At 70.1% G+C, this 26,657-nt stretch carries 22 protein-coding genes and 1 pseudogene; 16 read left to right on the top strand and 7 right to left on the bottom strand.

The genetic code is table 11. The annotated features are described in order from the left end of the window. Window positions 1-55 precede the first annotated feature (55 nt). Both AB0M39_RS21680 and AB0M39_RS21675 read right to left on the bottom strand, forming a co-directional pair. Window positions 56-1,321 carry an MAB_1171c family putative transporter gene (locus AB0M39_RS21680; protein WP_365366718.1) on the bottom strand — a complete coding sequence of 422 codons (1,266 nt, stop codon included), beginning with the start codon at window positions 1,319-1,321 and terminating at the stop codon, window positions 56-58. Beyond that, a complete protein-coding gene (locus AB0M39_RS21675) occupies window positions 1,314-1,760 on the bottom strand; it encodes a hypothetical protein (RefSeq protein WP_365366716.1) in 447 nt (148 codons plus the stop codon). The genes AB0M39_RS21680 and AB0M39_RS21675 overlap by 8 nt, the downstream gene beginning before the upstream one ends. 895 nt (window positions 1,761-2,655) lie before the next feature. On the opposite strand from AB0M39_RS21675, the gene AB0M39_RS21670 reads away from it, so the two are divergent. Then, the gene (locus AB0M39_RS21670; protein ID WP_365366714.1) at window positions 2,656-3,618 is read left to right on the top strand and encodes a LuxR C-terminal-related transcriptional regulator; all 963 of its coding nucleotides are present in this window, start codon (window positions 2,656-2,658) and stop codon (window positions 3,616-3,618) included. Window positions 3,619-3,703: 85 nt separating this feature from the next. Here the strand turns inward: AB0M39_RS21670 and AB0M39_RS21665 are convergent, their stop codons facing one another. After that, complete coding sequence (locus tag AB0M39_RS21665) at window positions 3,704-4,408, bottom strand: helix-turn-helix transcriptional regulator (protein ID WP_365366712.1); 705 nt, start codon at window positions 4,406-4,408, stop codon at window positions 3,704-3,706. Between the two features lie 313 nt (window positions 4,409-4,721). Here AB0M39_RS21665 and AB0M39_RS21660 point away from each other — a divergent pair, with 313 nt between their 5' ends. The 7 genes from AB0M39_RS21660 (at window position 4,722) to AB0M39_RS21630 (ending at window position 12,781) form a co-directional block, all read left to right on the top strand. Beyond that, window positions 4,722-6,641, top strand: coding sequence for a helix-turn-helix domain-containing protein (locus AB0M39_RS21660; RefSeq protein ID WP_365366710.1), 1,920 nt, complete (start codon window positions 4,722-4,724; stop codon window positions 6,639-6,641). A gap of 286 nt (window positions 6,642-6,927) precedes the next feature. Next, the gene (locus AB0M39_RS21655; protein WP_365366708.1) at window positions 6,928-7,551 is read left to right on the top strand and encodes a hypothetical protein; all 624 of its coding nucleotides are present in this window, start codon (window positions 6,928-6,930) and stop codon (window positions 7,549-7,551) included. 768 nt (window positions 7,552-8,319) lie between these two features. Next, window positions 8,320-8,874, top strand: a complete 555-nt coding sequence (locus tag AB0M39_RS21650; protein WP_365366706.1) for a hypothetical protein — start codon at window positions 8,320-8,322, stop codon at window positions 8,872-8,874. Between the two features lie 282 nt (window positions 8,875-9,156). Then, on the top strand, window positions 9,157-10,539 hold the full coding sequence (locus AB0M39_RS21645; protein WP_365366704.1) for an MFS transporter: 1,383 nt from the start codon (window positions 9,157-9,159) through the stop codon (window positions 10,537-10,539). Window positions 10,540-10,565: 26 nt separating this feature from the next. Further along, entirely contained in the window at window positions 10,566-11,822 is a 1,257-nt protein-coding gene (locus tag AB0M39_RS21640) for a glutathione synthetase (RefSeq protein WP_365366702.1), read from the top strand. A gap of 57 nt (window positions 11,823-11,879) precedes the next feature. After that, window positions 11,880-12,233 (top strand): hypothetical protein, encoded by a 354-nt coding sequence (locus AB0M39_RS21635; RefSeq protein ID WP_365366700.1) that lies wholly within the window; start codon window positions 11,880-11,882, stop codon window positions 12,231-12,233. Then, window positions 12,230-12,781: a hypothetical protein gene (locus AB0M39_RS21630; protein ID WP_365366698.1), complete on the top strand. Its 552-nt coding sequence runs from the start codon at window positions 12,230-12,232 to the stop codon at window positions 12,779-12,781. The genes AB0M39_RS21635 and AB0M39_RS21630 overlap by 4 nt, the downstream gene beginning before the upstream one ends. A gap of 1,181 nt (window positions 12,782-13,962) precedes the next feature. Here AB0M39_RS21630 and AB0M39_RS21625 read toward each other — a convergent pair. Together AB0M39_RS21625 and AB0M39_RS21620 are read right to left on the bottom strand one after the other, a co-directional pair. Continuing rightward, complete coding sequence (locus AB0M39_RS21625) at window positions 13,963-14,205, bottom strand: DUF397 domain-containing protein (RefSeq protein WP_365366696.1); 243 nt, start codon at window positions 14,203-14,205, stop codon at window positions 13,963-13,965. Further along, window positions 14,202-15,074: a helix-turn-helix transcriptional regulator gene (locus AB0M39_RS21620; protein ID WP_365366693.1), complete on the bottom strand. Its 873-nt coding sequence runs from the start codon at window positions 15,072-15,074 to the stop codon at window positions 14,202-14,204. Before AB0M39_RS21620 ends, AB0M39_RS21625 begins: the two co-directional genes overlap by 4 nt. A gap of 293 nt (window positions 15,075-15,367) precedes the next feature. On the opposite strand from AB0M39_RS21620, the gene AB0M39_RS21615 reads away from it, so the two are divergent. The 8 genes from AB0M39_RS21615 to AB0M39_RS21580 all read left to right on the top strand — a co-directional run bounded on the left by AB0M39_RS21615 (window position 15,368) and on the right by AB0M39_RS21580 (window position 24,116). Beyond that, window positions 15,368-15,577, top strand: a complete 210-nt coding sequence (locus AB0M39_RS21615; RefSeq protein WP_365366691.1) for a hypothetical protein — start codon at window positions 15,368-15,370, stop codon at window positions 15,575-15,577. Beyond that, a complete protein-coding gene (locus AB0M39_RS21610) occupies window positions 15,574-15,831 on the top strand; it encodes a hypothetical protein (protein ID WP_365366689.1) in 258 nt (85 codons plus the stop codon). The genes AB0M39_RS21615 and AB0M39_RS21610 overlap by 4 nt, the downstream gene beginning before the upstream one ends. A 439-nt stretch (window positions 15,832-16,270) precedes the next feature. Further along, entirely contained in the window at window positions 16,271-17,473 is a 1,203-nt protein-coding gene (fxlM, locus tag AB0M39_RS21605; RefSeq protein WP_365366687.1) for a methyltransferase, FxLD system, read from the top strand. Between the two features lie 68 nt (window positions 17,474-17,541). Next, complete coding sequence (locus AB0M39_RS21600; protein ID WP_365366685.1) at window positions 17,542-17,733, top strand: FxLD family lanthipeptide; 192 nt, start codon at window positions 17,542-17,544, stop codon at window positions 17,731-17,733. Window positions 17,734-17,809: 76 nt separating this feature from the next. Next, window positions 17,810-20,881 (top strand): lantibiotic dehydratase, encoded by a 3,072-nt coding sequence (locus AB0M39_RS21595; protein ID WP_365366683.1) that lies wholly within the window; start codon window positions 17,810-17,812, stop codon window positions 20,879-20,881. Then, entirely contained in the window at window positions 20,878-22,113 is a 1,236-nt protein-coding gene (locus AB0M39_RS21590; protein ID WP_365366681.1) for a lanthionine synthetase C family protein, read from the top strand. The genes AB0M39_RS21595 and AB0M39_RS21590 overlap by 4 nt, the downstream gene beginning before the upstream one ends. Window positions 22,114-22,134: 21 nt before the next feature. Then, window positions 22,135-22,971 carry a thiopeptide-type bacteriocin biosynthesis protein gene (locus AB0M39_RS21585; RefSeq protein WP_365366679.1) on the top strand — a complete coding sequence of 279 codons (837 nt, stop codon included), beginning with the start codon at window positions 22,135-22,137 and terminating at the stop codon, window positions 22,969-22,971. Further along, window positions 22,968-24,116: a hypothetical protein gene (locus tag AB0M39_RS21580; protein ID WP_365366677.1), complete on the top strand. Its 1,149-nt coding sequence runs from the start codon at window positions 22,968-22,970 to the stop codon at window positions 24,114-24,116. Before AB0M39_RS21585 ends, AB0M39_RS21580 begins: the two co-directional genes overlap by 4 nt. Before the next feature lie 25 nt (window positions 24,117-24,141). On the opposite strand, the pseudogene AB0M39_RS21575 reads toward AB0M39_RS21580, so the two are convergent. Both AB0M39_RS21575 and AB0M39_RS21570 read right to left on the bottom strand, forming a co-directional pair. Continuing rightward, window positions 24,142-24,345, bottom strand: a pseudogene (locus AB0M39_RS21575) (IS701 family transposase); the annotation flags it as partial. A 2,014-nt stretch (window positions 24,346-26,359) separates the two neighbouring features. Next, the coding region (locus AB0M39_RS21570) for a hypothetical protein (RefSeq protein ID WP_365366783.1) at window positions 26,360-26,657 on the bottom strand (298 nt) is incomplete at its 5' end.

Below are 26,657 nucleotides of genomic sequence, written 5' to 3'. Positions count from 1 at the left end.
TTGGGGTCGTCGGTTCACGACACCGCCGTGATCGGCAACGGGTGGGCTCGGGTTTCTATTGTCCGTCGGGCAGCACTTCGGTGCGGTTCCCTGCCGTCTTGCTCAAGGCTTCGGCGACCAGAGGGTGAGTGAGAGCCTGGGCCACGCGCAGCAGGCGCTCGCGCTCGTCTGCGGCACGCGTGCCCTCGCCGGGGAGGGGGAAGGGCGGGCCGTCGGGCTGGGGGGCGAAACGGCTGCCGGGCGCGGTCTCCCGCCGCGTGTGCTGCAGGCGTTCGACCGCATCGCGAAGGGCTGCCGCGGTGGCGATCGCCTCCAGTTCGTCCACAGACGGGCGCTGCAGAGCGTCGCTGCGCTTCTGCAAGGAGTACACGGCTTGCGCCGGACCTGCCGAGACCCACGGGCGCAGGGCTCGCATTCCGTCGAGGATCTCGATCACCCGCCGGTGCAGGTTGAAGCTGACGTTCGCTGCCAGGCGGTTGCTTCGGGCGCTGTTCGCGCTGAAGGCGAGGTCCTGATCGACCTGCTCGACGACGAGGTCCCACAGGGGCTGCAGCGCCCTGATGTCGCGACGTTCGCGCAGCCACGAGCTGACTGCCGCACCAGACAGGCCGTAGCTGGCGATCAGGGCGCCGGTCGCACCGAAGGACGATCCGAACACGCCGACGCCGTCCAGGGCGTGGTTGCCGAAGGCTGCCAGTGCGATCGCCGGCACCCAGCACACGACGTAGCCGAACACGAAGAGCATCGCGATCCCGAAGGAGCGAACGGCGTGCTGCAGCCGGGAGTCCTCGAGCGACATCCTGCGGCTCTGCCGGAAGGTGCTCAGCGTGCTGCTGGTCAAAGTGGCCAGGAACACTGCCAGGAACAGCAGGACCACGGGATCTTGTGCGTAGACGGTGTTGAACTGGAGGGGGTCCGCCGGCCTGGAAAGGTCGGCTGAGCAGAACAGTGCGACCATCAGGACGGCGGCCGCGGTGTAGGCCACGGCCCAAGCGGTGAGCCGTCGGCGAAGCGCGGTCGGCGACCGCTGCAGCTGCGGATTCCACAGCAGCGTGAGCAGGTGAAGGTGGGCGAAGCAGAACAGGATGCCGACGTACACCGGCAGGGTCGCGACGCTGGGCTGGCCGAGCGCTTCGCCAAGGGCTCGATACACGGCGGGAGCCGCCAGGACGTAGACCGCTCCGGAGCACAGGAACGTCGATGCGATCAGGGTCAGGGTGGGCGTGGGGTCACGCAGGAGCGCCAGGAACTTCCAGCCGGCTATGGCAAAGGTGATCACCGCGATGATCAGGTAGACGACGGTCGAGGCGCTCTCAGACACCGGACCTCCTGTGAGCGAGGGCCGAGGTGAGGAACCCGGTGTTGTTCTGATCGCGCCGCAGCTGAAGGTGTCGCTGGAGCATTACGGTGGCGAAGGCCTCTGCTCTCCGCTCGTGAGCGCTGTCGTAGTGCGAGCGAGTCAGGACCTGCAGGACGGGGCCGGCCTTGAGCCCTGGCAGGAGCTGGCGGACGGTGTCCTCGGTCATGGGCTGCTGGGCGCTGTCGTCCGACGGATGCTCCTCCCACAGGTGGCAGAGTTCGTGGAGGCTGGCGTGGAGGCGTGTCAGCTCGCTTGCGTTGGCGTCGACCACGATGAAGTCGCGTTCCCGGCCCCGCGCGCAGAACCCGGACACCTCCGGCGGAAGGGGTGCTTCAGTGAGGGTGATGGGCCTGCCGCGTCGCGTGGCGATGATGTCGACGAGCCCCTGCATGCTCCGCACGCCCGAGAGGCCGAGATCGCGGCGTATGAGCCGGGTGGTCGACCAAGTGGCGAAGAGGATCGCCGATTGCTCTCTGACCGAGGCCCACAGCGGCGATCGTGACGTGCGGCGGCCCCGCTGACTGCGCTGGTGCGCTTCACCGCCGGCCGCAGGATTGCTCCTCGATGTATCAGACATGACTCATCGCAGCCCGTCTCCGCACCGTGATGCGTCGACGGCCGCGCAGAGCGTGATCGCCTCGCGGCCGTCGACCGTCCCACCGCTCCTCGTGCGGTGATGCCAGGTTTCCTGCCCCCCCGGCACTACGGGCCCGTTGCCCAGCAGTGCTTCCTGAAATGATCACGATTTCCCCCCGTTGGTAGTCCGTTCCATGCCCCAGCCGAACGGTGGCGCGGACCTTGTCCGCTGGTGTCTTAGTCCCAGGTTGGGTCGCGCGGAAGTCCAGCGTCGGTCAGCTTCGCGGTCTGAGAAGCGACGGTGTGAGGCTTGCTGTCCCAGGTGGGGTCACCCGACTTCGCGGCCCCAGCCGCTCCCCACAGACAGACCGACACTGCTGCGGCTGCGAACCCCACTGCTGCGAGGGCCTTCTGTATGCCCCTCATATGTCTCCTTCTGGGCTGTCGCCCCCGGCGCCCCGCAGCACAGCTCCCGTACAGCAGCGACGAAGAGTGGAGGCGATGGACCTCTGCCTCCGACTCGCCTCGCGGGTCTCGTGTACGCCGGGAGTCACTCTCTGAAGGCTGAACGATGCCTATATTCAGGATCAAGCAACGAGAGTACCCGGATCCGGCACTTCCGAAAGAGGCAGAGAGCAAAGATGGGCACACCCGACATAGGTCGCAGGAAAACGGGCGGCTTCATGCTGTCCGCGCGAGCCCTCGAACTGTGTGCACGGATGGAGCGCGAACCGAACGCCTTGATCGACGAGGTGGAGCACGGGGCGGAGCTGTCGGAGCTTCGGGCCCTCGGACTGGTGGTGAGGGACCCCTACGAGGGCAAGTGGTTCCTCCACGACCCGCAACACGTCTGGCGCGAACAGGTGGCACGAGGCCTCGACGAGATCACTGCCGCAGTGGAGCGCATCGAGCAGCTTCCACGTCTCCTGGCGATGCTCCCCAGGCAGCACGGCGGACAGGGGGGCATTCGCATCCTCAACGACAAGGACGAGGCCAATCAGGCCATGCTCAGGGCGGAAGCCGCTGCGACGAAGTACATCTGGACGGCCCAGCCCATCGACCGGCCCGTGAAGACGATGCAGGCTCGCACTCCCAAGGACGTGGCCAACATCAAGCGCGGCATCGCGTTGCGCACCATCTACAAGGAGAGCGCCCGCACCCGCCCGCACCAGGCCGAGTGGGCGGCTGCCGTCGCCGAGGCCGGAGCCGAGGTCCGGACCACATCGAAGCCGTTCCTCCGCATGGTCATCATCGACGGTTCGACGGTGCTCGTGAGCAACTACCTCGACCTCGCGGCCAATGGAGAGCCGAGCCGCAACGCCGCAGTCCTCGTCACGCATCCAGAGGTGATCGCCTTCCTGGTGGAGGTGTACGGCATGCAGTGGCGCGACGCGGATCCCTGGCTCAGCGGCCACGACATCCGGCTCCCCAAGACCGTCATCTCGCAGCGCCAGCGCGAGATCATGATCGGTCTGACGGCAGGCAAGACTCAGACGGGGATAGGACGGGACCTCGGCCTGAGCGAGCGCACCGTCCGCGCGGAGCTCCGCGCGCTCTTCGAACTGTACGGCGTCCAGAGCGAGTTCGCCCTCGGGCGGGCTTTCGAGCGGTCCGAGACGGCACGCCGAGCGGGGACGCCCTCGGACGGGGAGGCAAGTCCCTCGCCTCAGGAATATGACTGATCATTCCGCAGTCGCGGATGGCCGGCCGTCATGGGAGCAGCCTGCGTGGGCGTCGGCCAGCCTCGCCGGAGCTCCCTGGCGGCGACTACGGGTCCTCGGCCCGGGCCAGCCCCAGCAGTCCTTGAATCTGCGGAAGGATTCGACGTCGCTTCCTGGAGGGCATGGAGAGCATCGTGTCGGTGAGCTCGCGTACTTCGGGGTCTGGCGCCGGCTGATTCAGGGCTGTCGTGAGAGCCGCCCGCAGTTCCGCGCTGAGCCTGCCGTCCCGGCCCCTCGCGGCGCCGCTGCGCATCGCCAGCTGGGAGATGCCCTCGCCCTTGAGCAACGCCAGGTGCGTCAGCTGGTCGTGGATCGGCTGCAGCGCCCTGTGCAGGGCCTGGCGTTCGGTGGCTGTGAAGAAGCCGGGCTGGACGGCGAAGAACGTCTCCAGACGCGCAAGGATCGTCAGCCCTGGGCTGCGCTGCCCCTTTAGGAGGTAGTCCACCATGCCCTTGGAGATGCCTGCGCCTTCGCCGATCTCGAGGAGGGTGTAGCGCTGCCCGCCCGGTTTGAGGCGCGTCTCCCGCAGGAAGACCAGGCGTCGCTGGAACGCCTCGCTGGGGTCTTCCGGCTCCGCCTCCGACCCGTCGAGCAGGGCGTGCACCCGATCGGCGGCGATGCCCGTCTCGTGCGAGATCTGGTCGATGTCGATGACGTCGCGACCTAGACCCAGCGCGTCAAGCAGTTCGTCGATCGACGCGACGGAAACCGCAAGATCATCCACCTGGGACGCGTCGGGGGCGGAGTCCATGGCCGGGCAGTCTCCTGGTCCGTAGGCGGTTGGGCTGGCCGCGGCGCGCGACTGATTCCGAAGGCTAGCGGTCACTCGACCCTACGTCACACACCGGTGTCCACAATAGTGATGGCGACGGCCTGGCGTATCCGTGGGCGTGCTCACGACTCGCCGCTATTTCCACAATTGTTGACAGGGTGGTGGTGCTGTATCAGGATCGGTCTCCGTCGTCGATCACCTTGCAGCGCCCCCGAACGGCTCTGCTGCCAGCGTCCGTTGGCCCACATCCCCGATCGGCACGGGGTGATCCGCATGCGAGGCGAGGAGAGACATGCCGACTCTCGGGTACCTGGTCCAGGAGCTCTCAGAGCTGGAACTGCGGTTCGTGGAGGGGAGCTCGGCCTCCTTCGCACAGACGAAGGTGGCGGCGATGGTCGTCGTGAGTCAGGAGGAACTGCTCGCCGATCGATGCGACCTCGCCCAGCCTCCCGGGACTCTCGTCCTTCTCGCGCTCGCCGCGGGCGGCGTCAAGGGAGCCGTGGCGGCCGCCGTCGACCGCATGCTGAGCTCTTTGGGCCGCTACAAGGCAGCCGGGCTGGTGGTGACCGCCCGTGCTCACGAGCTGCACGCCTACCCTGCGGGGACGCGCGCCATCGCCGGCCGCCTGCGGGTCCCGTTGCTGACGACGACAGCCGCGCCAGCGGCATGGCAGGACCTCAACCACGGCATCCAGCAGTGCCGTGCGCAGCACGCCGAGCGCCAGGTGGACAACCTTGCCGGACTCCTCCATCGGCTGCCGGCCCAGCTGGCCGACCCCAAAGCGATGCAGGGCATCGCGGAATGGCTTGCTTCGGCACTCGAGGCACAGGTGCTGGTCAGCGAACCGGAACGCGGCGTTCTCGCCGCCGCCCCCGACACCGCGCCTGCCCAGCTGGCTCGCGCGGTCATCAGCCAGGCCGTCCACCCGAGGCCGGCGCAGCCTGACACGCACGGCACGAGGGTTCACACGCGGCTCGTCTCCCTCGCGCCCGCCACCGGAGCCGAAGCCGTCCTCGCGGTCGCCGCCCGCCGGCCCTACGACCAAGCCGACGCCACCCTCATCCAGCACGCCGCGAAGCTCCTCGGCTTGGTCGACCAGGCACAGCGGGAGTACGAGACGGCGGCGCAGTCCGCCCGCGAGGCGCGCGCAGTGGCCTTCCAGCTCCTGATGAGCGGCGAGCCGGTCAAAGCGCGGCGAGTGCTGGCCAGTCTCGCCCCCGGGCTTCTCTCCGCCGACAGGGCCCGCGTGTACGTCATCGACTGCGGCTCAGCCCGTCAGCGCGCGGCGACGGCGCGCCACTGCGAGACGGCCGCCGCAGGCCAGGCGCTGGTCATCCGCTGCCCCACCGTGCCGCGGCACGTCGTCGTCGTCGAGCCCGTTGAGGCTGCGGCTTCTGCTGCGGCCGGGATCGCCTGCGAGCTGCAGCGTTTCGTCCTATCTCCCGCAGGCCGACAGCACCGGCTGGGAGGCAGCGGCCGCCGCCCGCTCGCCCACGTCGGCAGTGCCTACGAGGAGGCCGTCACGGCGCTCGGCATCACCGAGCACACCGTCGACCCCGTCGTCCTGGCGCTGAGCGAGACCGAGCTCGTCGACCTGCTCGATCCTGTCGCGGCCCGCCGGTGGGCGCGCAGCGTGCTGGCGCCCCTCAAGCAGCTTCCACCCGCTCAAGCCGAGCAGTTGGAGCGCACGCTGCCGCGCGCACTGCGCTTTCCGCATACCGCGGCCGCCCGCGACCTCGGCGTCCACCGCAACACGCTGACGAACCGGGTGACCAAGGCGGCCTCCCTTCTCGGCCTCGATCTCGCTCTGGTGCGGAACAAGGTCACCGTGAGCCTGGCCCTCGACGTCGCCGCTCTTCCCGCAGAGCCCAAGGACGCCGATGCTGCCGCGGACGAGCAACCTGGGCTGGCCGAACTGCTGGACGTCTCACCCATACGTGCGTGGGCGGAGGCGCTCCTGGAGCCACTGCGGGACGAACGCCGCGACCTCGTCCGCACAGTGCAGGCATGGATCGAGCACGAGACGCTTGCGACGGCGGCTGCGCGCGCCCTGGGGATTTCCGAGGTGACCGTCCGAGACCACCTTCGGACGGTTGGCCGGCTCACCGGCCGGGACCTCGCCGTGTTCGCCGACGTCCGAGATTTCACTCTCGCCCTGCACATCTGCACCGGGAGACCGAGCATCGCGCCGCCGTCCCTCGTCTCGGCATAGCCGCCGGCATCCGGGCGACTCACCTTCAAAAGGAGCCATGACGATTTCGGAGTTCCCTCGATTCAACCTGCCATGGCCTTCTGCGTAGTTGTGCACGGCCGTGGCCGAGAAGCGGCGGACTGTGCACCGCGCATTCACGGTGACGCGCTCTGTGTGCACACCCGAAGGAAGGCGAGCCGCAGATTGTGCACTCACGCCGTAGCACGCCCCGGACGCCACTGCATAGCGTGAGACCCATTCAACGAGCCCCCCATGAGTCGAGGTTGGCGACATGACAGTGCTCCGCGTGACCGTGCTCGGGTCGACGCGTGACGTCCTGCCAGTTCACGATGAACTGTCCGCGGACGACGTGTCCGTCGACACCTGGACGGTTCCCGTCGACTGCAGTGAACGGGAGGCGGAAATCCTCGCCGAAATGGTCGCTGCGGGGCCTGAATGGGAAGCGCGGCTCACTCGAAATGCGATCACCATCACGGTCTTCTCGACCCCGCGCGTGCTCTCTGCCGTCATCGTCCCGTACGTCCTGCCATTCCTTCCCGTCGGGTCCCTCTGGCTGCATATCGGCCGGCTTTCCGGCGAAGAGGCGAACCGTCTGGCCGACGCGGCAGCAGAGTATGAAATCACCTTCTTGAACACGCCGTCGGCTGATCGACGAAGAATCGGGCGGTGCCTCGATCGGGCAGTGAACTCGGCGCTGCCTCGTGGCGGGACCGGTGCCGACGGCGGCTTCAGACTCGAGCCGCAGCTCTGCCCGCAGACTGGGCTCCCCGAGCCTCCGCTCGACTGGAGGGCGTCGAGTTCGCCGTGCACAGCGGGTGCGCGGATCGAACACAGAGCGGCGCAGGTCTTCGTCGCCGGCCAGGAGACACGCGGGGGAGGGGCGCTTCACCACAGCCATGCGCCGCCGTGAGGCGAGGCCGGAAGGGCTGATTGGAGTCAGCCCTCCCGGCACCGGGCGTCCGAAGGCGCCCGCGGTGTCGACCTGAGGTCGGCGCCTATGACTCGTGCGGAGTCACCACCAGCAGATCCATCAATCCACTGGGGCTTGTCACCAGCGTGTTGGAGCACGTCGGCGGCGCTCAGGATAGACCACCAGCCCTTCCCGGGAACAGTACGGACGACGCCTTGTCCGCCTGGTGGCCCTGAGCAGCAAGCCCTCTGACGCAGAGGGGAACCGCCATCGTGAGGCGTCTCGTCTCGTCCGCGCCGCAGCTGCACTTCTGCAGCCGCCGGACGCGCGGCCGCCGTCCCCGATTCCGTGGCACCGCGGATCGGGCATGGCCTGTGACCTCGCAGTCGTCGGCGGCCGGCAGCCGCTCGGCGACTCCTCCGCCGGTCCGGACCTAGCGCCCGGACCGGAACGATCGCCAGGGAAGTCAGCACCTCCCCTGAGCGAGCGGCGACCGGCGGGAGCTGCCACCCCAGCGGCAGCTCCCGTCGGTGCCGCACCCCCGCGCGCACCCCACGGGGCACGCCGCCTCGCGCCCTGACCGACAGGGCTGACTCGCGCTGCCTTCGCCCCCTGCCGTGCCGCGGCACCGAACCGCCTGGGCTGCCGATCACGCCAGGCAGCTCACCCCCATCTCTGCCGCCCGGGGCAGCACCCTAGCCGTGCCGCGCTCTCGTGCGCCCATCGGCGCCCTAAATACGGCTTACCTGACGGAAAGGCTCCTCACGCATGTCTGCAACCCGGCGATCCGCCGTGACCGCGCTCCTTGCTGCGACCGCGGTGACCGGCACCATCCTGGCGACCGCCGCCCCCGCCCAGGCCGCCCCCGCCACCCAGTGCTCGACCACCAGCAAGACGTTCAACCTCCCCCAGAAGCCCGACGTGAAGGTGACCGCCACCATCTGCCTCAAGCGCGCCGGGGTCTCCGGCGGATACCGCTACTACCGGGCATGGCTGAGCAAGGTCTCCTGGGACGGCACCAGCTTCTACACCGGCGGCAGGCGCTTCAACAGCATCGACTTCCTCTCCCGGGCAGAGCACGGACGCACCGCCGTCGACAACTGCTCTCCCAGCGTCTGCGAGATGAACAGCCTGGCCGACGCCATCAACAACGCGGAGAACGGCACCAAGACCTTCCGCGGCGACGCCGGCGGGTACGGCGTCGCCTTCGTCAAGACGAAGGCGACGAACTGGACGGCAGACGCCACGGCCTGGTTCGACATCGCCGACGACGGCAAGCCCGAGAAGAAGTGGGAGCTGACCGGCACCCGCACGGTGCACTAGCCGCTCACCGACGCACGACCCCCAGAGCAGAGGCACACCTTCCGGGGCACACCGCTGGACACCCGGTCGAGGACTTCCCCCGTCCCGACCGGGTCTGGCCAAGGGGGGCCGCCCACCTGCACTGAGCGGCTCCCCTCGGCTTCCCCTTCGAGACGGCCGCCGCACGGAGCCATGCCCTCCTTTTCTCCACCCCACCGGGCCACCAGCGCCGCGGGGTGCTCTCGTGCTGCTCCCTGCGGCCGTTGACGTCGCATCAATCCCGAGAGCTGAGAGCTGACAGACATGACCCAAGTGGTAATCGGCGATTCTCGTGAAGTCCGCCAAACCACCCCCACCCCTCCGCCTTCGGACGCGACAGTGCACGCGCCGACCAACAGCCGCGCGCCTGAAGCGCTTGTGTCGAGCACTGCTCTTCCCACGCCCCCAGCCACTGCCTTATCCGCACCAGCCGCTGAAACCGACCGACGCTGGCCTGCCGCGATCTGGGCACTGCTGGCCGGAACTCTCGTGGTCCGCGGGCTCGGCTTCGCCTACCCCTTTCTGAGCTATCACCTCGACGGAATCGGCTTCACCACACAGGCAATCGGCCAGGTCCTGGCCGTCTTCGGAATCGGCTGGGCCCTTGGACAGCTGGCGTGCGGATGGGCAGCAGACCGGATCGGACGGCGCCGCACGCTGCTCGCAGCCATGGTGATCGCCGCGGCGACCCTGCCCCTGCTCGCCCAGGCCACCTCGTTCTGGACTGTCTGCGCCGCGGCACTGATCGCCGGCATCGTCTACGACGCGCCCCGGCCCATCGTGTCCGCCTGCATCGCTGACCTGATACCCGACGAGTCCCGGCGCACGGAGGCGAACGGCTGGCGCCACGGGGCTGTGAACGTCGGCGCTGCCTTCACCGGCGCCGCCGGCGGCATACTCGCGGGAGAGACGGGCATCCCCGCGCTGTTCCTCCTCAACGCGGCAGCCTGCGCCGTCTTCGGCCTCATCGCGCTTCGCTGCATGGAGGACGACGCAGCCCCCGAGCAGAACGCACGAACGGAAGGGTCCCGCTGGCGGGTGGTCGTGCGCGACCGGCGCCTGTGGCTCCTGTGGCTGGCCAGTCTCCTGTCCCTCACCTGCGCCGCGACAATGTTCACGGGCCTTCCGATGCTCATGGCCGACGACGGCCTGGGCCCGGCAGCGTACGGATGGACCCATGGCGCCAACGCAGCCGTCGTCCTTGCGATCACGCCCGTCCTGACCCCATGGCTCAGCCGGCGCAGCGGCGCCGAGCACCCGATGATCGGCATGCTGGCCGTCAGCTCGCTCCTCCTCGGCACCGGAATGGGGATCGCCGGGCTGGCCGACACGACGTGGGGCTACAGCCTCGCCGTCTCGATCGCAGTCCCCGGCGAGGTCGTCTTCTTCGTGGCGGCTTCCGACGTCCTCACGCGCATCGCGCCCGAGCACTCCCGGGGCATGTACGCCGGAATCTGGGGCGCGACACTGGCCGGCGCAGTCATCCTCGCGCCCGTCCTGGCCACCTGGTCCCTCACGACCGGCGGCGACGCACTGGCTGCCCTGACCGCCCTCACGGCCGGACTGCTCGGCGCCGTGCTGTGCCTGCCGCTCCTCCCCCTGATCAACCGCCGCTCGACGACTGCAGATTCGACGCGCACGCCGTGACCGACCACCGACCAGGAACCGCCCCCATGGCCCTCGCCCTCACTGCCCCCGCCACGCCCGGCCCGCCCCCAGCCCACAACGGGATTGCCGCCGTCATCGCCCCCAGCACAGCCGGCGACCAGTACGTGCCGGCGCTCGCCCGGCACGGCTGGAGCTGCATCGCCGTCACCCTGTGCGAAGCCCCCGCCCCCTCAGGCGCGAACCTCCCGCCGTACGCCCTGAACGTCGCGCACCACGGCAGCGTCCGCCGGACCACCAGAGCACTGCGCGCCCTGGGCGTCAGCGCGGTCATCGCCGGATCAGCCGCCGGAGCCTCGCTCGCCGACCAGCTCGCGCACAGTCTGCGCCTGCCGGGAAACGAGCCCGCCACCTCCGACATACGCAGCGACGTCGGATGGACGGCCGCAGCCCTCGCCGACGCCGGGATCACCGCACCGCGCAGCATCCGCACCACCCGCCTGAGCCAAGCCCTGGCCTGGGCCGCGTTCTGCCGACTGCCGCAGACCGTACTCCGCCACGCCGACGCCACACGTGCGCCCGGACGCCTGTGCAGCACGCACAGCGAGATCCGCTCCGCCTGGCAGCGCAACGCCCGCGCCGGCACACCCGGCCCCCTCGTCCTCCAGGAACACCTGCCCGGCACCCGCTACCGCGTCCACACCGTCAGCCGACCCGCACCCGGCACTGAACCCACGCACACCATCACCGCCATCTGGTCCGACACCCACACCGACACCCTGCAGCCCTACCGCGCCGACCTCATGAACAGCAACGGCCTGCTGGCCCGCGCGCTGTCCCTCTATCTGGCACGTGCACTGACCGCCCTCGGCGTCCAGCACGGACCCGCCCTAACTCAACTGACGTTCATCCCGGACCGCGGCCCCGCGCTCCTCTCCTTGAGCACCGCCCCCCACACCGCCTTCGCAGCTGACGTGCTGCGCCACGCGACCGGCCACGACCCCGTCCGCGACACCGCCCACATCCTCGCGACAGGCGGCTTCGCCCCGCCCAACCCCACGACCCGCCGCGCCCGCATCACCGAGATCACCCTCATCCCCCCGCATGACGGCGCCCTGGACGCCAAGCTGCTCCGCCTCATCACCACCCTGCCGACCGTCGCCGCCACCAGCCCGCTGCGCCCCGGAGCCCCGGTGACAGCAGGCGCGGCGGCCGGGCGGCTCCTCCTGGTAGCCGACGGCACACGCGCCATCAACGACGACTGCCGCGTTATCCGGACCGTCGAGACCCTCGGCCTCTACACACCCCGCCAGGCAACCCCCTGAACAGCACGAGCCGACAGCGTCAACAGGCGGCCTGCCGCCGGGAAGGCAAGGACGTGCATGAGCGCACTGAAGTTCATCCCTGCAGCCGCCGACCCCCGCGCCCTCCTGGAACGCGACCGGATGCTCGCCGCCTTCCTCCGACGATGCATAACAGGCCTCGAAGCCGACGGCAGTGCCGCCGTGGAGAGGGCGTTGGCCGACGTCCTCGATACTCTGCTGACCGAGTTCGAGGAGAAGCACGAGCGTGCGGCTGACATGAACTGCGACTACTTCACCGGCCAGATCGACACACTGGGCTGGGTGCTCCGATGCGTGGCAGCCGGCGCCTTCTCTCAACACCCGTCCTTCGAGGACGACTTCCGTCCGACCACAGAACCACGATCGACGAACACCATGGAGGCCCGCTCATGACAGCTCCGCCGACGAACCACGGCGCTTCGCTCCCGTCCCACGGCAACCCCTATGCGGCGCCGGGAGGGCATCCGGGCACCGCGGAGCCGGGTGGTCTCGGGTCGGGGCAGGCCGACTACGCGTACGGCGAGCGGCTGCCCTCCGCGCCGCCGCTCGGCCTCGGGTGCCGGGTCTGCGGCGCACAGCCCGCTCTGGACCTCGCCGTCCGTGCGCACCAGGCCCTCATATTCCTCATGAAGTTCCGCAAGATGGACGGCCCGTTCTGCCGCACCTGCGGCCGGGCCCTCATCCGGTCGATGACCACCAGCACGTTGTGGCAGGGCTGGTGGAGCCCGTTCTCTCTCGCCCTCTTCGCCCCGTTCGCGCTGATCTCGAATCTGATCGCCCACATCAGGCTCGGCAGGCTCCCCCGGCCGGAGCCGGACGCGCACCGGCAGCAACTCGACGAGGGCAAGCCCGTCGTCCAACGCCCGCTGGCCTACATAGCGCTCATCCCCGCCCTCTGGGCCGTATGGGCTGTCGCCGGGATCATCGCGCACACCAAGTGAGCCCGCGCCAAGAGCCCGGGCGGCGGGCGGCCCGGCTTCGAGCACGCCCGCGGAATGGACGGACCGCGTGCCCGGCCGCCGTACTGTTTCGACCAGGGCGAAGCCGAGCAGGGTGCCGAGGCGTCCCACCAGGCGCTCGACGATGCCGCCCGCGTCCGACTCCGCGCTCGTGACCTCCCGGCTCGACACGCTGATGGCTGCCGCCTGCCCGTACGAGACCATCGCGGTCGACGACGTACGGAACCGGGCGAGGGGAACACCCCGCCAGCGCTGTCTACCAAGCCGGGTCGCAGATCCGCCGTTCTTCGGACCACGCAGGGCGAGGGGGAGCCGGTCTGCTCGGCATCTGTGTGGTCGCCGAGCAGTCCGGTGCTGCCGCGGGGGAAGGCAGCGTCTGGGGGCGTGCGCGGTCAAATGTGCGCTGCCGGAGTATCCGTCGCGGCGGTGTCGCGCCGTGCTGCTCGTGTACCGATCAAGGGTGGGGACGACGCAGTCGTGGAACCGGCGGCGGGCGGCGAAGAACCAGCCGACCTGGGGCTTCCCTTCTGGGTTGCGAAAGTGCATGACATGGACGATCCGCAGGGCGTCGCGATTGACCTTGACGCCCGTCTCCTCGAACGATCTCTGATCGCAGGGTCGAACACATGCTTGTCCGGGTCCTGCTTCCCGGAGTGCAGATTCAGCATCCCGTCGGCGTAGCCGGTGCCCTGCCGCTCGGCGAGGCACAGGACTCCGTCGCGCTCCAGAATGATCAGCGCGTCGTTCACAGGCTTCTGCAGCGCCTTGCTTCGTCCTCCGCATAGCTCCGGGTGTTCTGGCTAGACGCGTGTGCGTCCCGCCAGAACTCGCGCTACTGCCAGCCGTGTTCAACGAGTGGACTGCTCTCGCTGAGGTTTTTGTTCAGGCCGGCTTCCGGGTACTTAATGATGTCGTCGGGCAGGTCGTGGTGGAGGGGTGGAGAAGGGTGGCCCGGCATGGTCCGACGGCGTCGGACCATGCCGGGATCTGCCACTGGTCGGGGCTGGTGAGGCCGTTCGTGGACACCATCCTGACGCGGGGTCTGACAGTCGGCACCGCCCGCAGCGCTCAGGGTTGCGGGGGATGCGGCAGGGGTAGGTGTGGCCCACCTGCCGGTCCGAGCGCACTCGACTCCCTCGGACCGGCCCGTTCGGACGGACTGTTCAGGCGGTGAGGCGGCCGTCGCGTACGCCGTCGACGAGGGCGGCGAAGCGCTCGGGCTCGATCAGCAGGACGGGGCCGCTTGGGTTCTTCGAGTCGCGGATGGCGACCGCGCGGTGAGCGGTGTGGGTCAGGTCGGCGACCTCCACGCAGTTGTTGCCGGAGCCGCTGCTGTAGGAGGACTTGAACCAGGTGGCCACACCGTCCAGGTCGGGTGCTTTGTGCGTGCGGGTGTGTGTGGTCATTCCGTGATCTCTCGCGATAGTTGGTGCAGGAACTTCGGGGTGTCCTCGGGCGGGAGGGACGACGCCACCAGGGCGTTGAACTTCCGCGAGAACTTCGCGACTTCGCGCGGGGTGTCGGAGACCGACGAGGCGCCCCACGCGTTGTCCACCTGGACCGTGGTCGGCAGCGTGTCGCCGAGGTGAAGGATGCTGAAGTCGTTCACCGCGACGTACCCGCGCACGGTGTGCGGGAGGACCTGGACGGTCACGTTGTCGATCGCGGCCAGCCGAGTGATCTCGTCGTACTGCTCGCGCATCACGTCGCGGCCGCCGACGAGGTAGCGCAGGGCTGGCTCGTACAGGATCGCCCACAGCCTGCCGCGCTCCTCGTCGCGGGTGAGGTACTCCTTGCGCTTCATCCGCAGTGTGACGCCCTGATCGATGAACTCGTTGGTGGTGTCCTCCACCTGTTTGGCGATCTCGTACAGGGACCGTGCGTAGCGCTCGGTCTGCAGCAGCCCGAGGACCACGACGGGGTGGAACGCCTGTATCTCGACGGCGGCGGACTCGATGCCGATGAAGCGCGGCATGCCCGAGGGCATCGATCCTTTGAACTGGGTCCACCACTCGCGGCTGGAGGCCGCGCGCTGGACCGCCAGCAGCCGCTCGATGTCCTCTTCCTCGGTGACGCCGTAGCGGCCGAGGAGTCTGCGCAGATCGCCTGCGTTGCGCAGGTCCTGAAGCCCGGTCTCGACCCGGTAGAGCTTGGTGTCCGACAACGGCAGTCCGTGGACGGCCTGTTCCAGGGTGAGGTCGGCCCGCTTGCGCAGCTCTCTCAGCTCGTAGCCCAGTTCGATGCGCCGTGCTGTTGGTCTGGCTCGTGCTGGCACCCGCTTGCCTCCCCGGCGTATGTGTCCGCTGCCGCTGCGATGTGCGGAGTGTGGCACGGCACGCGCCCGCTGAAACAGCGATGCGCTTGCCCTGGCATGTGCCACTTTCCTCGCAGCGACGTTTTCGGTGCGGTTTCACTTGCGGACCCACTATGCCTGCGGCCACGGTGAATGGGTCCCCGGATTCCGGAAGTTGGACACCGGCGGGCACGAAGGAGGTCTGCCTGCCCCGCGCCCTTGCCGCAGCGGGGCAGGTCACTCACCCCGCTGCGGCTTACCCCCTCGGAGGCGGCATGTCCTTGCGCTCCAGCTCCATCGAACCGACGACGCACCCGTGCCTGACGGGCAGGAAGCCCACGGCCCCGATAGCCGCTGAGGCCGCCGCCTTCCGCGCGGCCCACGGCCTGCCGGCCGGGTGGAGTGCTGAGGACTTCGAGGTCTACCTCGACCTGGAGCGCGTCGGCACCCCGGCCCCGGCCGCGGCTGGAGGCGATGCGGTGTGAGCGGGCAGGAGACGGCGCCCTTCCGGATCGGTGACCGCGTACGCGGCGCCTCCTACGTGCCGCCCGAGCGGCGGGGCCGGGAGGAGCCGGAGGAGTTCGAGGGCACCGTGGTCCAGCTCGGCAGCGGCTATGCCGGGGTGGACGCGGACCGCGCCTTGATGTGGGCACGGCTGGAGAACGGCACCGAGCGTCAGTCCCTCGTCCGCGAGACCGAGCTGCTCACGCCGGCTGACGCAGCGGCGGTGGAGGAATGAGCGCCCGCCACCGCCTGCCGAAGCCGCCGAGGCCGGACGGGGACGGCGTGTTCGCCGGGATCGTCCTGCTCACGGCGAACCTGCTCGGTTTCGGCGTCATCGTCGCCGGCCAGACCCCGCACTCAGCGAGTGAGACAGTCGCCCTCGACGCCCCGCCCGCCGAGGACTCCCCGGACGCCGGTCCGGTTCCCGCGAAGAAGGACAGCGGACCGGCTCATGCCGCCTTACCCCCGAGGGCGGCGAAGCCCGCGTGCTACGGCGTGGGCTGCACCACCGTCCCGTCCCGCCCGGAGAGCAGTGGCCCGGGCGGGACGGGCCGGCACCACCAGCCGCGCTCGACAGCAGCGTCAACTTTCGTGGACTTGCCGCCCCATACGAGTGGGGATCCGGCTCTTCCAACCGTCCCCGTAACGCGATCACAGATGTCTAGGGTGATGTCATGACTACGGTCCGAGAAACCGATGAGGCGGCCTCGCTCCGCGCGGCCATGGTGAGCGAGCTGCACGAGATGGGCGTGTTCCAGTCCGAGGCGGTCGCGAAGGCTGTCGCGACGGTGCCCCGGCACCTGTTCGCGACGGGGGAGCCGCTGGAGGCGGCGTATGCCGCTGACAAGGCCCTGGTGATCAAGCGCGACGAGCAGGGCCACGCGCTGAGCTCGCTGTCGGCCACGCACATCCAGGCGGTGATGCTGGAGCAGGCCGAGATCGAGCCGGGGATGCGCGTGCTCGAAGTGGGCTCCGGCGGCTACAACGCCGCCCTGATCGCCGAGCTCGTCGGGGAGGCGGGCACGGTGGTCACCGCCGACATCGACGCGGAGATCGTGGAACGAGCCCGCGCCTGCCTGGACGCGGCCGGCTACGGCCGGGTCCAGGTGGTGCTGGCCGACGCCGACGGCGGTGTGCCCGAGCACGCGCCGTTCGACCGGATCATCGTCACAGCGGGAGCATGGGACATCCCGCCGGCGTGGCGGGAGCAGATGTCCGAACGGGGCAGGATCGTCGTCCCCCTGCGCATGCGGGGGATCACCCGCTCCTTCGCGTTCGACCACGACGGCAAGGACCTCGTCAGCGCCAGCTACCGGCTGTGCGGCTTCGTGCCGATGCAGGGCAGCGGCGCCTACACCGAGCGGCTCCTCCCGGTCACGGACGGGGTCGCTCTTCAGGTCGACGACCAGCGGCAGGAGTTCGACGCCGAGGCCCTGGCCGCCGCTGTGCACGCGCCGCGGCTGGAGGTCTGGTCCGGTGCCGCGTTCGACATGCCCGACGAGCTGGAGCTGTTCCTGGCGACCAGCACGCCCCAGATGGTGACGCTGCACGGCAGCAAGGACCTGGTCGACCAGGGCGTGCTCGCGCCGTCGGTGACGCGCGGTGTCCCGGCTCTGGTGGCCGGCGGCAGCTTCGCGTACCGGACCAAGCGGCCCAACGAGGAGACCGGCGGCTTCGAGAGCGGGGTGTTCGCTCACGGGCCCGAGGCGGAGACCGTCGCCGCCCGGTACGCGGAACTGCTGCGGCGGTGGGCGACCGATCACCGGCGGCGCGGCGCCGCCCGCATCCGGTACGTGCCGATGCCCGAGGGAGTGGCCGAGCCGTCCGAGCGGGTCGTGGCGAAGCGGCTCGGCGCCGTCGAAGTCTCCTGGTCATAGGCTCCCCGCCCCTGGCAGATCGCCTGGGATGGGGCTGTGTGCACCACCCGACTCTCATGGAGGTTGTTGTGTCCGTGCAGTCCGAGGAAGCAGTGGCTACCGTCCCCGCGGCAGCGGAGGGCCTGGAGGGGAGCGTCGACGACTGGGACCTGGATGTCTCCATCGTCGAGTCCGGCCCCGAGGCCGACCGGCTCATCCAGATGACCGACGACGGCTGCGGCCAGACCTGCGAGTCCGCCTGCTCGACGACCTGCCCGTAGGCCGTCCGGCGTCAGAGACCCGTGGTGTCCGGCCGCGCTCGCGGCCGGCGCCACGCGGCGATACGAGGGGTGGCTGGTGTACGAGTCCATCGATGCGGCCATGCTGCGTGCGGCGGCCTGGCCACCGGATCGCCGCATCCGGTCCTGGCCCGACCTGACCGGCGACGGCGACGGCCCGGCATCTTGGCGGCCGTGGCTGGAGGAGACCCTGCAAGTCCCCGGCTTCGCCGCCGCTGTGGAGCAGGCCAGCCCGGTGCTGGCACACCGCGTCCAGCAGATCTGTCAGGGGCGCCAGCTGCCCGAGCCGGCCATCCGCAAAGCGGTGGTCGCCCTCCTGCGCTATGTGCTGCGCGCCTCGAGCCGGGCTACCCCCTTCGGCCTCTTCGCCGGAGTGGGGCCGGCCCGCATTGACGGCGCGTCGGCAGCCCGCATCGGCACCGGTCACCAGGCCGTCGCCAGGCCGGATGCCACCTGGCTGGCGACGGTGATCGAACGACTGGAAGCCGACCGGGTAATCCAGCCCCGCTTAACGGTCCAGGCTCATCCGCTCGCGGTGGAGCGGGACGGTCATGTGGTGCTGGAACACCGCCCCGCGGGCAGCGGCGGCGGCACCCCCGAGCGGGTGCAGGTCCGCCTCACCACACCCGTCAAGGCGGCGCTGGACGCGGCCCGCGTCTTCATCCGCACCGCGGAGCTCGCGGCCGAACTGGCCGCCGACTTCCCCCACGTCCCCGCACCCACCGTCAGCCGGCTCCTGGCGGGCCTGATCGCCCAGCGGCTTCTGGTCACGAACCTCCGCCCGCCGATGACGGCGACGGACCCGCTCGCCCATGTGCTGACCGTCCTCGCCGCCGAGGGCGCCTCCGCAGCGGCCGAGCCGACGGGGAAACTGCGCGAGATCACCCGCGCGCTGGCACGGCACAACACCGCCACCGACCCGTCGACCGCCCAGGCCGAACGCGCCGACATCACTGCGGTGATGCGCGACGTCAGCCCGGTGGCCGGGCCGGTGCTGTCGGTCGATCTGCGCCTGGACGCAGACGTGACACTCCCCGCCGCGGTCGCGGCCGAGGCCGCGCGGGCGGCCAGCGCTCTCGTCCGCCTCTCGGGCCGCCCCGCACTGTCCCACGGCTGGGTTGCCTGGCACGGCCGCTTCCTGGAACGCTACGGCCCGCGCGCCGTGGTGCCGCTCCTTGAGGCGGTGGACAGCGACACGGGCCTGGGCTACCCAGCCGGCTTCCTCGGCGGCCCACCGGCCGCGCCCTCCGCCGTCTTGAGCGAGCGGGACACCAAGCTCCTGACGCTCGCGCAGAACGCGGCCCTGCGCCGCTGCCACGAGATCGTGCTGGACGACGCCATGGTCACCGACCTCGCCGAGAAGACCGGCCCGGAGATACGCATCCAGCCGACGACGGAACTGACAGTACGCATGGGGGCCCGCGGCGTACGGGCCCTGGATTCCGGGGAGTTCACGCTGGCGGTCGTGGGGGTGTCGCGGTCCGCCGGGACGACGACCGGCAGGTTCCTGAGCCTGCTCGACGCCTGCGACCGCAAGCGGATGGCGGCGGCGTACGCGGCGGCGTCCACCGCGACCGAGAATGCGCTGAACGTCCAGGCATGTGCGCCCCCGCTGTACGTCAGCACCGAGAACGTCGCCCGGACCCCTCAGGTGATGACCGCCGCCTTCCGCCTCGGCGAGTGCCACGACCCCGGCGACACGGATCTGGTGCCCGTGGAGGACGTCGCCGTCACCGCGGACGCCCACCGCCTGTGCCTGATGTCGATCTCGCGGCGCCGGCCGCTTCAGTTCGTGACCATGAACGCGGTGGAGCCGACCCGCCGCACCCATCCGCTGGTGCGGTTCCTCACCGAAGCCACCAACGCGCTGAGCGTCCCGTGCACCACCTTCGACTGGGGAGCAGCCGCCAGCCTGCCGTTCCTGCCAGCGCTGCGCTACGGGCGCACGATCCTGTCCCCGGCCCGGTGGCGGCTCACCGCCGCCGGCCTCGCCGACCCCGCAGCCGACTGGGGGCAGTGGGAGCGGTCCCTGTCCGCATGGCGCGAGCTGGCCGCAGTGCCGAGCACCGTCTACCTGGGCGACGGCGACCAGCGCCTCCGCATAGACCTGGCCGAACCCTCGCACCGGGCCCTGCTGCACACCCAGCTTCGGCGGGACGGTACGGCGGTTCTGCGTGCCGAGAGTGCCGCAGACGCGGGCTGGATCGACGGCCGCCGCCACGAAGTCGTCATCCCCCTCACCACCGCCAACAGCCCCGTCAAGGCACCGCACTGGCTGCACGCCGGCCTGGCGGCGGCGCGCGAGCCGGGCCGCCTGCCCGGCTGCGACGGGCGGTTCTTCATCAAGCTCTACGCACACCCAGACCGCCACACCAGCATCCTCACCCGTCATCTGCCCCACCTGCTCCACCGGCTGGGCGACGAGGCGCGGTGGTGGTTCCTGCCCTACCGCGACCCCGACGATCACCTGCGGCTGCGTCTGACCGTCCCCGACGGCCAGGCCGCCGACGCCGCCGCGGCGATCGGCACCTGGACGGCGCGGCTGCGCCTGGCCGGGCTCCTGGCCCGGGTGCAGTGGGACACCGACTTCTCCGAGACCGCCCGCTTCGGAGGCCCCCAGGCGTGGGAGGCCGCCGAGGCGTACTTCGAGGCGGACTCGATGACCGCCGCCGCGCAACGGGCCGCCTGCGCGGCCCAGGACGGGCCCGACCAGCGGGCCCTGATCGCAGCCAGCATGCTCGATGTGGCCATCGGCCTGATCGGCGACCCGGGCGAGGCCATGCGGTGGCTCATCGACTGCTCCCGCACCACTGGCACGGCACCCGACCGCGGCCTGTACGACCAGGCGATCACCCTGGCCAACCCCCACGACCGCACCGCCCTGGCCCGCCAGCCCGGGGGCGGGGAGGTCATCGCCCGGTGGACGAGGCGGCGCGACGCGCTGGCCGCCTACCGCCGCGCCCTCGCGAAGGCGGGAGGAGGCACAGCGACCGTCGTGCTGCCGGAGCTGCTGCACCTGCACCACACCCGCATGGCCGGCCTCGACATGGAGGCCGAACGCCGCTGCGTGCACCTGGCCCGCGCCGCGGCCCTCAGCTGGACCGCCCGCAGAGAGGGAAGAACGCCGTGAGGCCGATACCGCAGGCGCTGGCCCTGGCCGATACGCTGGCCACAGAGCTGTCCGACCCGCGCACCGCCTGGAATGCGGCGCCGCCGCGCGGAAGGGCGTGGCCACAGTCCCTGGCGGGCGGCGCCGCGGGCATCGCCCTGCTCCACATCGAGCGCGCCCACTGCGGCCGGGGCGACTGGGACACCGTGCACAACTGGCTGGCCTCGGCCGCCCACGGCGACCTGACCGCCGCCGCGAACGCCAGCCTCTACATGGGAGCCCCGGCCCTGGCGTTCGCCATGAACGCCGCCGCAGGGGACTCCAGCCGGTACCAGCGTGCCCTGAAGAAACTGGACGACGCCACGATCACCGTCACCCGCCGGCGCCTAGCCCAGGCCCACGCCCGCATCGAGAGCGGCGAAGCCCCGGCGATGAAGGAGTTCGACGTGATCCGCGGGCTGGCAGGGCTGGGCGCATACCACCTCAAACGTCACCCAGACCACCCGATCACCGCCGAGGTCCTCGCCTACCTGGTACGCCTGACCGGACCCCGTCCCCCGGAGCACGGCCTCCCGGCGTGGTGGACCGGTGTGGCGCCCGACGGCGAGGTCAGCCCCGACTATCCGGGTGGCCACGGGAACTTCGGCATGGCGCACGGCATCGGCTCTGTCCTCGCTCTGCTCTCCCTGACCCTTCTCGACGGCCCGGCCGTCCCCGGCACGCACGAGGCGGTGGAACGGATCTGCGCCTGGACGGATCGGTGGCTGCAGCACGACGCCACCGGCTTCTGGTGGCCCGGCCTCATCACCCTCGACCAGGCCCGGCGCCACCAGGTCGATCCGGCGCTGCGGCCGAGGCCCTCGTGGTGCTACGGCATCGCCGGCACCGCCCGCGCCCAGCAACTCGCCGGCATGGCCCTGGGCGACGGCGCCCGCCAGCAGACCGCCGAGCACGCCATGCTCGCCACCCTCCAGGACCCGGCCCAGCTGAACATGCTCACCGAGACCGGGCTCTGCCACGGAACCGCCGGACTGCTCCAGGCCGCCTGTCGCATGGCCACCGACGCGACCACGCCCGCCCTCACCGCCGAACTGCCCCGCCTGACCGACCGGCTCACCCGCCAGATCACCCGCCTCACGCAGCGCGACCCCGAACTCCTGGACGGCACCGCCGGCAGCGCGCTCGCCCTGCACACCCTCGGCACCGACACGCCCCCGGAATCGGGCTGGGACACCTTCCTCCTCCTGGCATAGACGAGACGGAGCCGAACCCGTATGGACACCCCCTGGCGGCAGATCACAATCGCCTTCCCCGACTGGGACAGCGCCGAGCGCACAGCCCTCACCCGCCTTGCCCCGATCCTGGCCACCGCCGAGGCCGCCCGCCTCATCGGCCCGTGGTTCTTCCTCCGCAAAGCCCCCCACTGGCGCATCCGCTACCAGCCACCCGGCGACCAGCCCACGGCCGAGACCCACATCCTCAAAGCCCTCGGCCCCCTCCAGCACGCCCAGCACATCACCGCCGTCACCCCGGTGATCTACGAGCCGGAAACCCACGCCTTCGGCGGACCGGAGGCCATGACCTGCGCCCACCGGCTCTTCCACCTCGACAGCCGCCACCTGATCGACCACCTCACCCGCCACCCCGACCGGCCGCGCCGCCGCGAGCTGTCGATCCTGCTGTGCACCGCGCTGCTCCGCGCCGCAGGCCTCGACTGGTACGAGCAGGGCGATGTCTGGGCACGCGTGGCCGACCACCGCGACCCTCCCCGGCCTCAGCCCGCCGACCGCCTGAAAACGCTGCGCGACGGTCTGCGCCATCTGATGATCGCGGACATCGCCCAGCTCACCCGCGAAGACGCCCCGTTCAACGTCCCCGCCGCCTGGCCGCACGCCTTCACCACCACCGGCCGCGAGCTCGCCGCCCTCGCCGCCGCCGGCCGGCTGCACCGCGGACTGCGTGAGGTCTTGGCGCACCATGTCATCTTCGCTTTCAACCGGCTCGGGCTCCCGCACGCGGCCCAGGCCATCCTCGCCGCAGGCGCCAAAGCCGTCGTCTTCGGTCCCGACCCGACCAGCGAGGACCCAAGCGCGCCAGGAGCCGCGGCATGAACGACCGGCTCCTGGCCTGGTTCCCGCTCGTCCAGCGGCCCCGCCCGCACGCGCTCCCTCTCGCGGCCCGGGTCCGCCAGCTGACGGACCTGGCCGCGCAGCCCGCCGCTGGCGACATCCACCAGCAGGCCGTCCGCGCCGCCGAGGTCTGCAACAAGGCCGCGCTCATCGCCTCCGACTGCGCCCTCCCCGACCTCGCCCGCCAGCTGTGCTGGTCCCAGTACAAGGTGTTCGACCAGGCACGGCCGCTGCCCGCCTGGGCGGTGAAACTCGCTCTCCAGCCGCTCCTCAACATCGCCCGGCAACTCATCCGCGAAGGCGACGGCACCAGCGCCCACGCCATGCTCGACGCCCTCTTCCGCGCCGCCCGTGCCCGCACCTCCACCGAGATCGCCGGACGCAGCGTGAACCTGCACATGCTTACCAACTCCGCCGATGGCCATAAGGCCGTCTGCACCCTGGTGTGGGCGGCGCTTCTCGCCGACGGCACCCGCGCCCTGACTCAGGCCGGCCGCTGGCGCGAAGCCGCCGCAGCGGCAGCCGTCCACCGCGGCGTCGGCACCCGGCTCCTCGACGGCCGCCAGATCACCATCCTCGCCCTCGCCCAGAACGGACAGCACGACGAGGCGACCGTACTGATCGAGAACAGCCGGCTAGCCGAGCCCTGGGAAGAAGCCGTCCAGAGCCTGCTGCGCGTCGCGTACCGAGACGCCGGTTCCGTACCGGTGGCGCGCATAGGCGACATGCTCACCGCCGTGCGCGCCTTGCAGCAGCAGTCCGCCCCCGGCACGATCGTCTTTCGGACCCGGGCCAGCATCACCGCGCAGACCCTGGCAGCATCCCACCGGGATGAGCGGATTCCCCTGCTGCAGGCGGACATCCTTGCCATGGCTCACGCCGACGCCTACGCGGCCCGGGACGCGCTCACCCACCCGCAGCTTCGACGTGCGATGAGAGTTGGCCAGCGCCAGGCCCTGACCAGCCTGGTCCGCACCGCAGGTCTCGGCACCGGGACCATACCGGAACCCCTGCGCAGTGACCTGATGAGCGCAGTGCAGGCGGGGGAGGGCCGGCTGCGCCGCTGCCTTGAACGCGACGCGGTCATCTCACCGACCACACCTCCTGCCGGAAACCACGGAAGCTGAAGGCGTCGCGCGGGAAATGTCCGTGAGCTGCCCAGCCGATCCGGTTCAGCAGCCGGTGGACATGGTCCGGAGCCGCGTGACCTGCCTGTTCGGCCAGTGTCCAGGCGTTCTTGTGTTCCAGCGGAGCGACCAGTCCCCGCATATAGGCCAACGCGGACTCCAGCGGCTCTGGACTGGAAGGCCGGTGCACGGACCGCTCGTGCACCGCATCCAGTTCAGTCGCCCACATCCTGGCATCACGAAGGTAGCCAGCCAGGACCTGACCAACGACCGCACTGGCCGACAGTCACGAAAAGAACCGTTGCAGTACTAGGTCGAGGGCTCGGGCCGTCTGTCGATGTCGGCGATTGTCTTGGGTCCATGGCACCGGGGGAGTGTGTCGAAGATTCCGTCGGTATCCCGCTGTAGCGGTTGGTCGGCCAGCGTGGACACCTTGTGCCCGCGTCTGGTAGGCGGTTCCTGAGTCGCCAGGTGCAGCAATCGCTTGGGTGGCGCGGTGAGGGTTTTCTCGTTCCCTGGGGTGTGGGGGCGGTGTGCACGTCCTAAAGGTGATCGTGTGGGATTTGTGCACTGGCGTGGTGGCTGGGTTCTGGTCGGTGTGTCTACGGTGTTCGGACGTTCGATGGGCAGATCTGTGGCACGCGGGCCGGAGGGTGTCTTCCTCGGCTCTTTGTGATCGGGGTGGTGGTTCGTTCTGCTCAAGTTGTGCGTTGCGGGCATTGCAGCTGGCAGCCCGGCGTGACATGCCCGGCAGGCGCTTTCGATTCTCTTCGCGTGAGAGTTGCTTGGGTGTATTTCTCTGGCCTGTCATGCCGTCGTTCCATCCGTGCGCCGGGGGCCGGAGCTGTGTCTGTGAGGGTGGGTTCGTCTCTGCGGTCCTCCTTATGGGTTCCACCGGTTTCTGCGGGACTGCTGGAGACCTGGCCATGTCCCAGGTGCGGTGTGCGGTGGCTGGGTTGGAAGGGGGGGCGGGTGGTGTCTTCGTGCCCGGCTTCGAACGGCTGACGTTCGTGGGAGGGGGGCTGCCCGAGGTGGTGTCGGTGCGCCCGTGCGCGTGGTTCTGGCACTTCGGGTGGCCCGATGAGTCTGTGATTGTTCGACTGTTCTGTTTTTTGGGGGCGATGCCGTGAAAGCGCATGGCGTGGGCGTCCGGCGTGGCGTGATGGCGGCAGATCATTTCACGCAGATCGCGAACGCGCTTTTTCGCGACCGTCGAATCAGCTTCAAGGCTAAGGGAATCTTCGGTTTGATTTCGACGCATCGTGAGGGATGGCGGGTGTCGGTGGGAGACCTGGCGAAGTTGGGACGTGAAGGGCGGGACGCGGTCAGTGCCGGTCTGAAGGAGTTAGAGCGCTTTGGCTACCTGAATCGGGAGAGGGTGCGAAGGACGGACGGAACTCTCGGGGAAGTGGTCTATTCCATCACGGACGTTCCGACCGCTGGGAACGCCGACGCGCTCGGAGGCGACCCTGCGGAGAATCAGAAGAACAGCAGGTCGCAGCCTGGATCGGAGAATCCAGCCTTGGGCCGGCCAGGCTTGGCTGATCGGCCTACAAAGAACACCAGCCCCAAGAAGACTCTCCACAACAACCGCCAACTCGTCCTTCCGCCCCTCCGTGACGAGGGGGCGCGCGAGAGAGCGAACACGCTCAGCGATCGACTCCCGGAGCTGCAAGATCCTGCGCCGATGGGGAGCTGCGGCCAGCCCGCCGCGGCGGCGCGCGGAGTCGAGCTTCTGCTCGCGGTGGGTGTCGAGCACCCCGAGCTTCTTTTGACCGGGCAGGTGTTGTACGACCAGGGTCGGGTCGTAGACGGACTTCTCGATGCCGGGTGGACCGCAGCTCAGGTGCAGCACGTAGTCGCTTCGCGTCCGCTGCCGATACCGGTCCGGACTACCGTCGGGGCGGTCGTAGCAGCACGCCTCAGGGCGGCGAGCGCCATGGTGCCGCCCCACGCCTCCTCCCGCCCCCTCGTCGACGGGGGTGTGGGTCGGACTGAGCGACAGACGTCCGCGAGCCGCGCGGTGCCCGACGCCGTCACCTACCGCGCGTTGGTCGAGTGCACTGGCTGCGGCAGTCCCTGCAGAGCCCCTGGATCGGAGCTGTGCCCGGCCTGCCTCGGCTGGCCGCCGTGTACCCGGTGCACCGGACCGACGCCGCGCAGGGCCGATCCCGCTGGGGACGGAGTCTGCACGGTGTGCGCAACGGAACAGCCCCGAGCACGGTGAACGCGGCTTTCGCCTGTCAGACGGCGTCGCCTGCCTCGATTCCGCTGCCCTGCCTCCTCACGGGCGAGACGCCAGTGGGCGACGAGTCCGTGGTCGGCGCCGCCACCGTGTTCAACGGGAGCAGGCCAGCCTCTACGGGTTCGACACGGATGCTGCGCCACGTCGCCTCTCCGTTCGTGAAGCTCAGGCAGCAAAGGCCGCCTGCCCAATTCTGCGTGTCGGGAGGGGATCGCGGGTGGCCGCGATGCAGCTGACACGCACGCACCGCATACTCATCGGGGTCGTCGTCACGGGCGCCGTGATCATCGCCGCGA

The organism is Streptomyces sp. NPDC051907, from assembly GCF_040681075.1.
GTDB lineage: Bacteria > Actinomycetota > Actinomycetes > Streptomycetales > Streptomycetaceae > Streptomyces.
The sequence above is the reverse complement of the archived record's forward strand: the minus strand, read 5'-3'. Positions and strand labels throughout refer to the sequence as shown.

What these genes read in the sequence shown, in the direction of transcription:
- AB0M39_RS21645 (WP_365366704.1), top strand. Translation starts at nt 9,157, where the DNA reads ATGACCCAAGTGGTAATCGGCGATTCTCGTGAAGTCCGCCAAACCACC.
- AB0M39_RS21670 (WP_365366714.1), top strand. Translation starts at nt 2,656, where the DNA reads ATGGAGCGCGAACCGAACGCCTTGATCGACGAGGTGGAGCACGGGGCG.
- AB0M39_RS21630 (WP_365366698.1), top strand. Translation starts at nt 12,230, where the DNA reads ATGACAGCTCCGCCGACGAACCACGGCGCTTCGCTCCCGTCCCACGGC.
- AB0M39_RS21640 (WP_365366702.1), top strand. Translation starts at nt 10,566, where the DNA reads ATGGCCCTCGCCCTCACTGCCCCCGCCACGCCCGGCCCGCCCCCAGCC.
- AB0M39_RS21585 (WP_365366679.1), top strand. Translation starts at nt 22,135, where the DNA reads ATGGACACCCCCTGGCGGCAGATCACAATCGCCTTCCCCGACTGGGAC.
- fxlM (WP_365366687.1), top strand. Translation starts at nt 16,271, where the DNA reads ATGACTACGGTCCGAGAAACCGATGAGGCGGCCTCGCTCCGCGCGGCC.
- AB0M39_RS21665 (WP_365366712.1), bottom strand. Translation starts at nt 4,408, where the DNA reads ATGGACTCCGCCCCCGACGCGTCCCAGGTGGATGATCTTGCGGTTTCC.
- AB0M39_RS21580 (WP_365366677.1), top strand. Translation starts at nt 22,968, where the DNA reads ATGAACGACCGGCTCCTGGCCTGGTTCCCGCTCGTCCAGCGGCCCCGC.
- AB0M39_RS21650 (WP_365366706.1), top strand. Translation starts at nt 8,320, where the DNA reads ATGTCTGCAACCCGGCGATCCGCCGTGACCGCGCTCCTTGCTGCGACC.
- AB0M39_RS21615 (WP_365366691.1), top strand. Translation starts at nt 15,368, where the DNA reads ATGTCCTTGCGCTCCAGCTCCATCGAACCGACGACGCACCCGTGCCTG.
- AB0M39_RS21660 (WP_365366710.1), top strand. Translation starts at nt 4,722, where the DNA reads ATGCCGACTCTCGGGTACCTGGTCCAGGAGCTCTCAGAGCTGGAACTG.
- AB0M39_RS21635 (WP_365366700.1), top strand. Translation starts at nt 11,880, where the DNA reads ATGAGCGCACTGAAGTTCATCCCTGCAGCCGCCGACCCCCGCGCCCTC.
- AB0M39_RS21625 (WP_365366696.1), bottom strand. Translation starts at nt 14,205, where the DNA reads ATGACCACACACACCCGCACGCACAAAGCACCCGACCTGGACGGTGTG.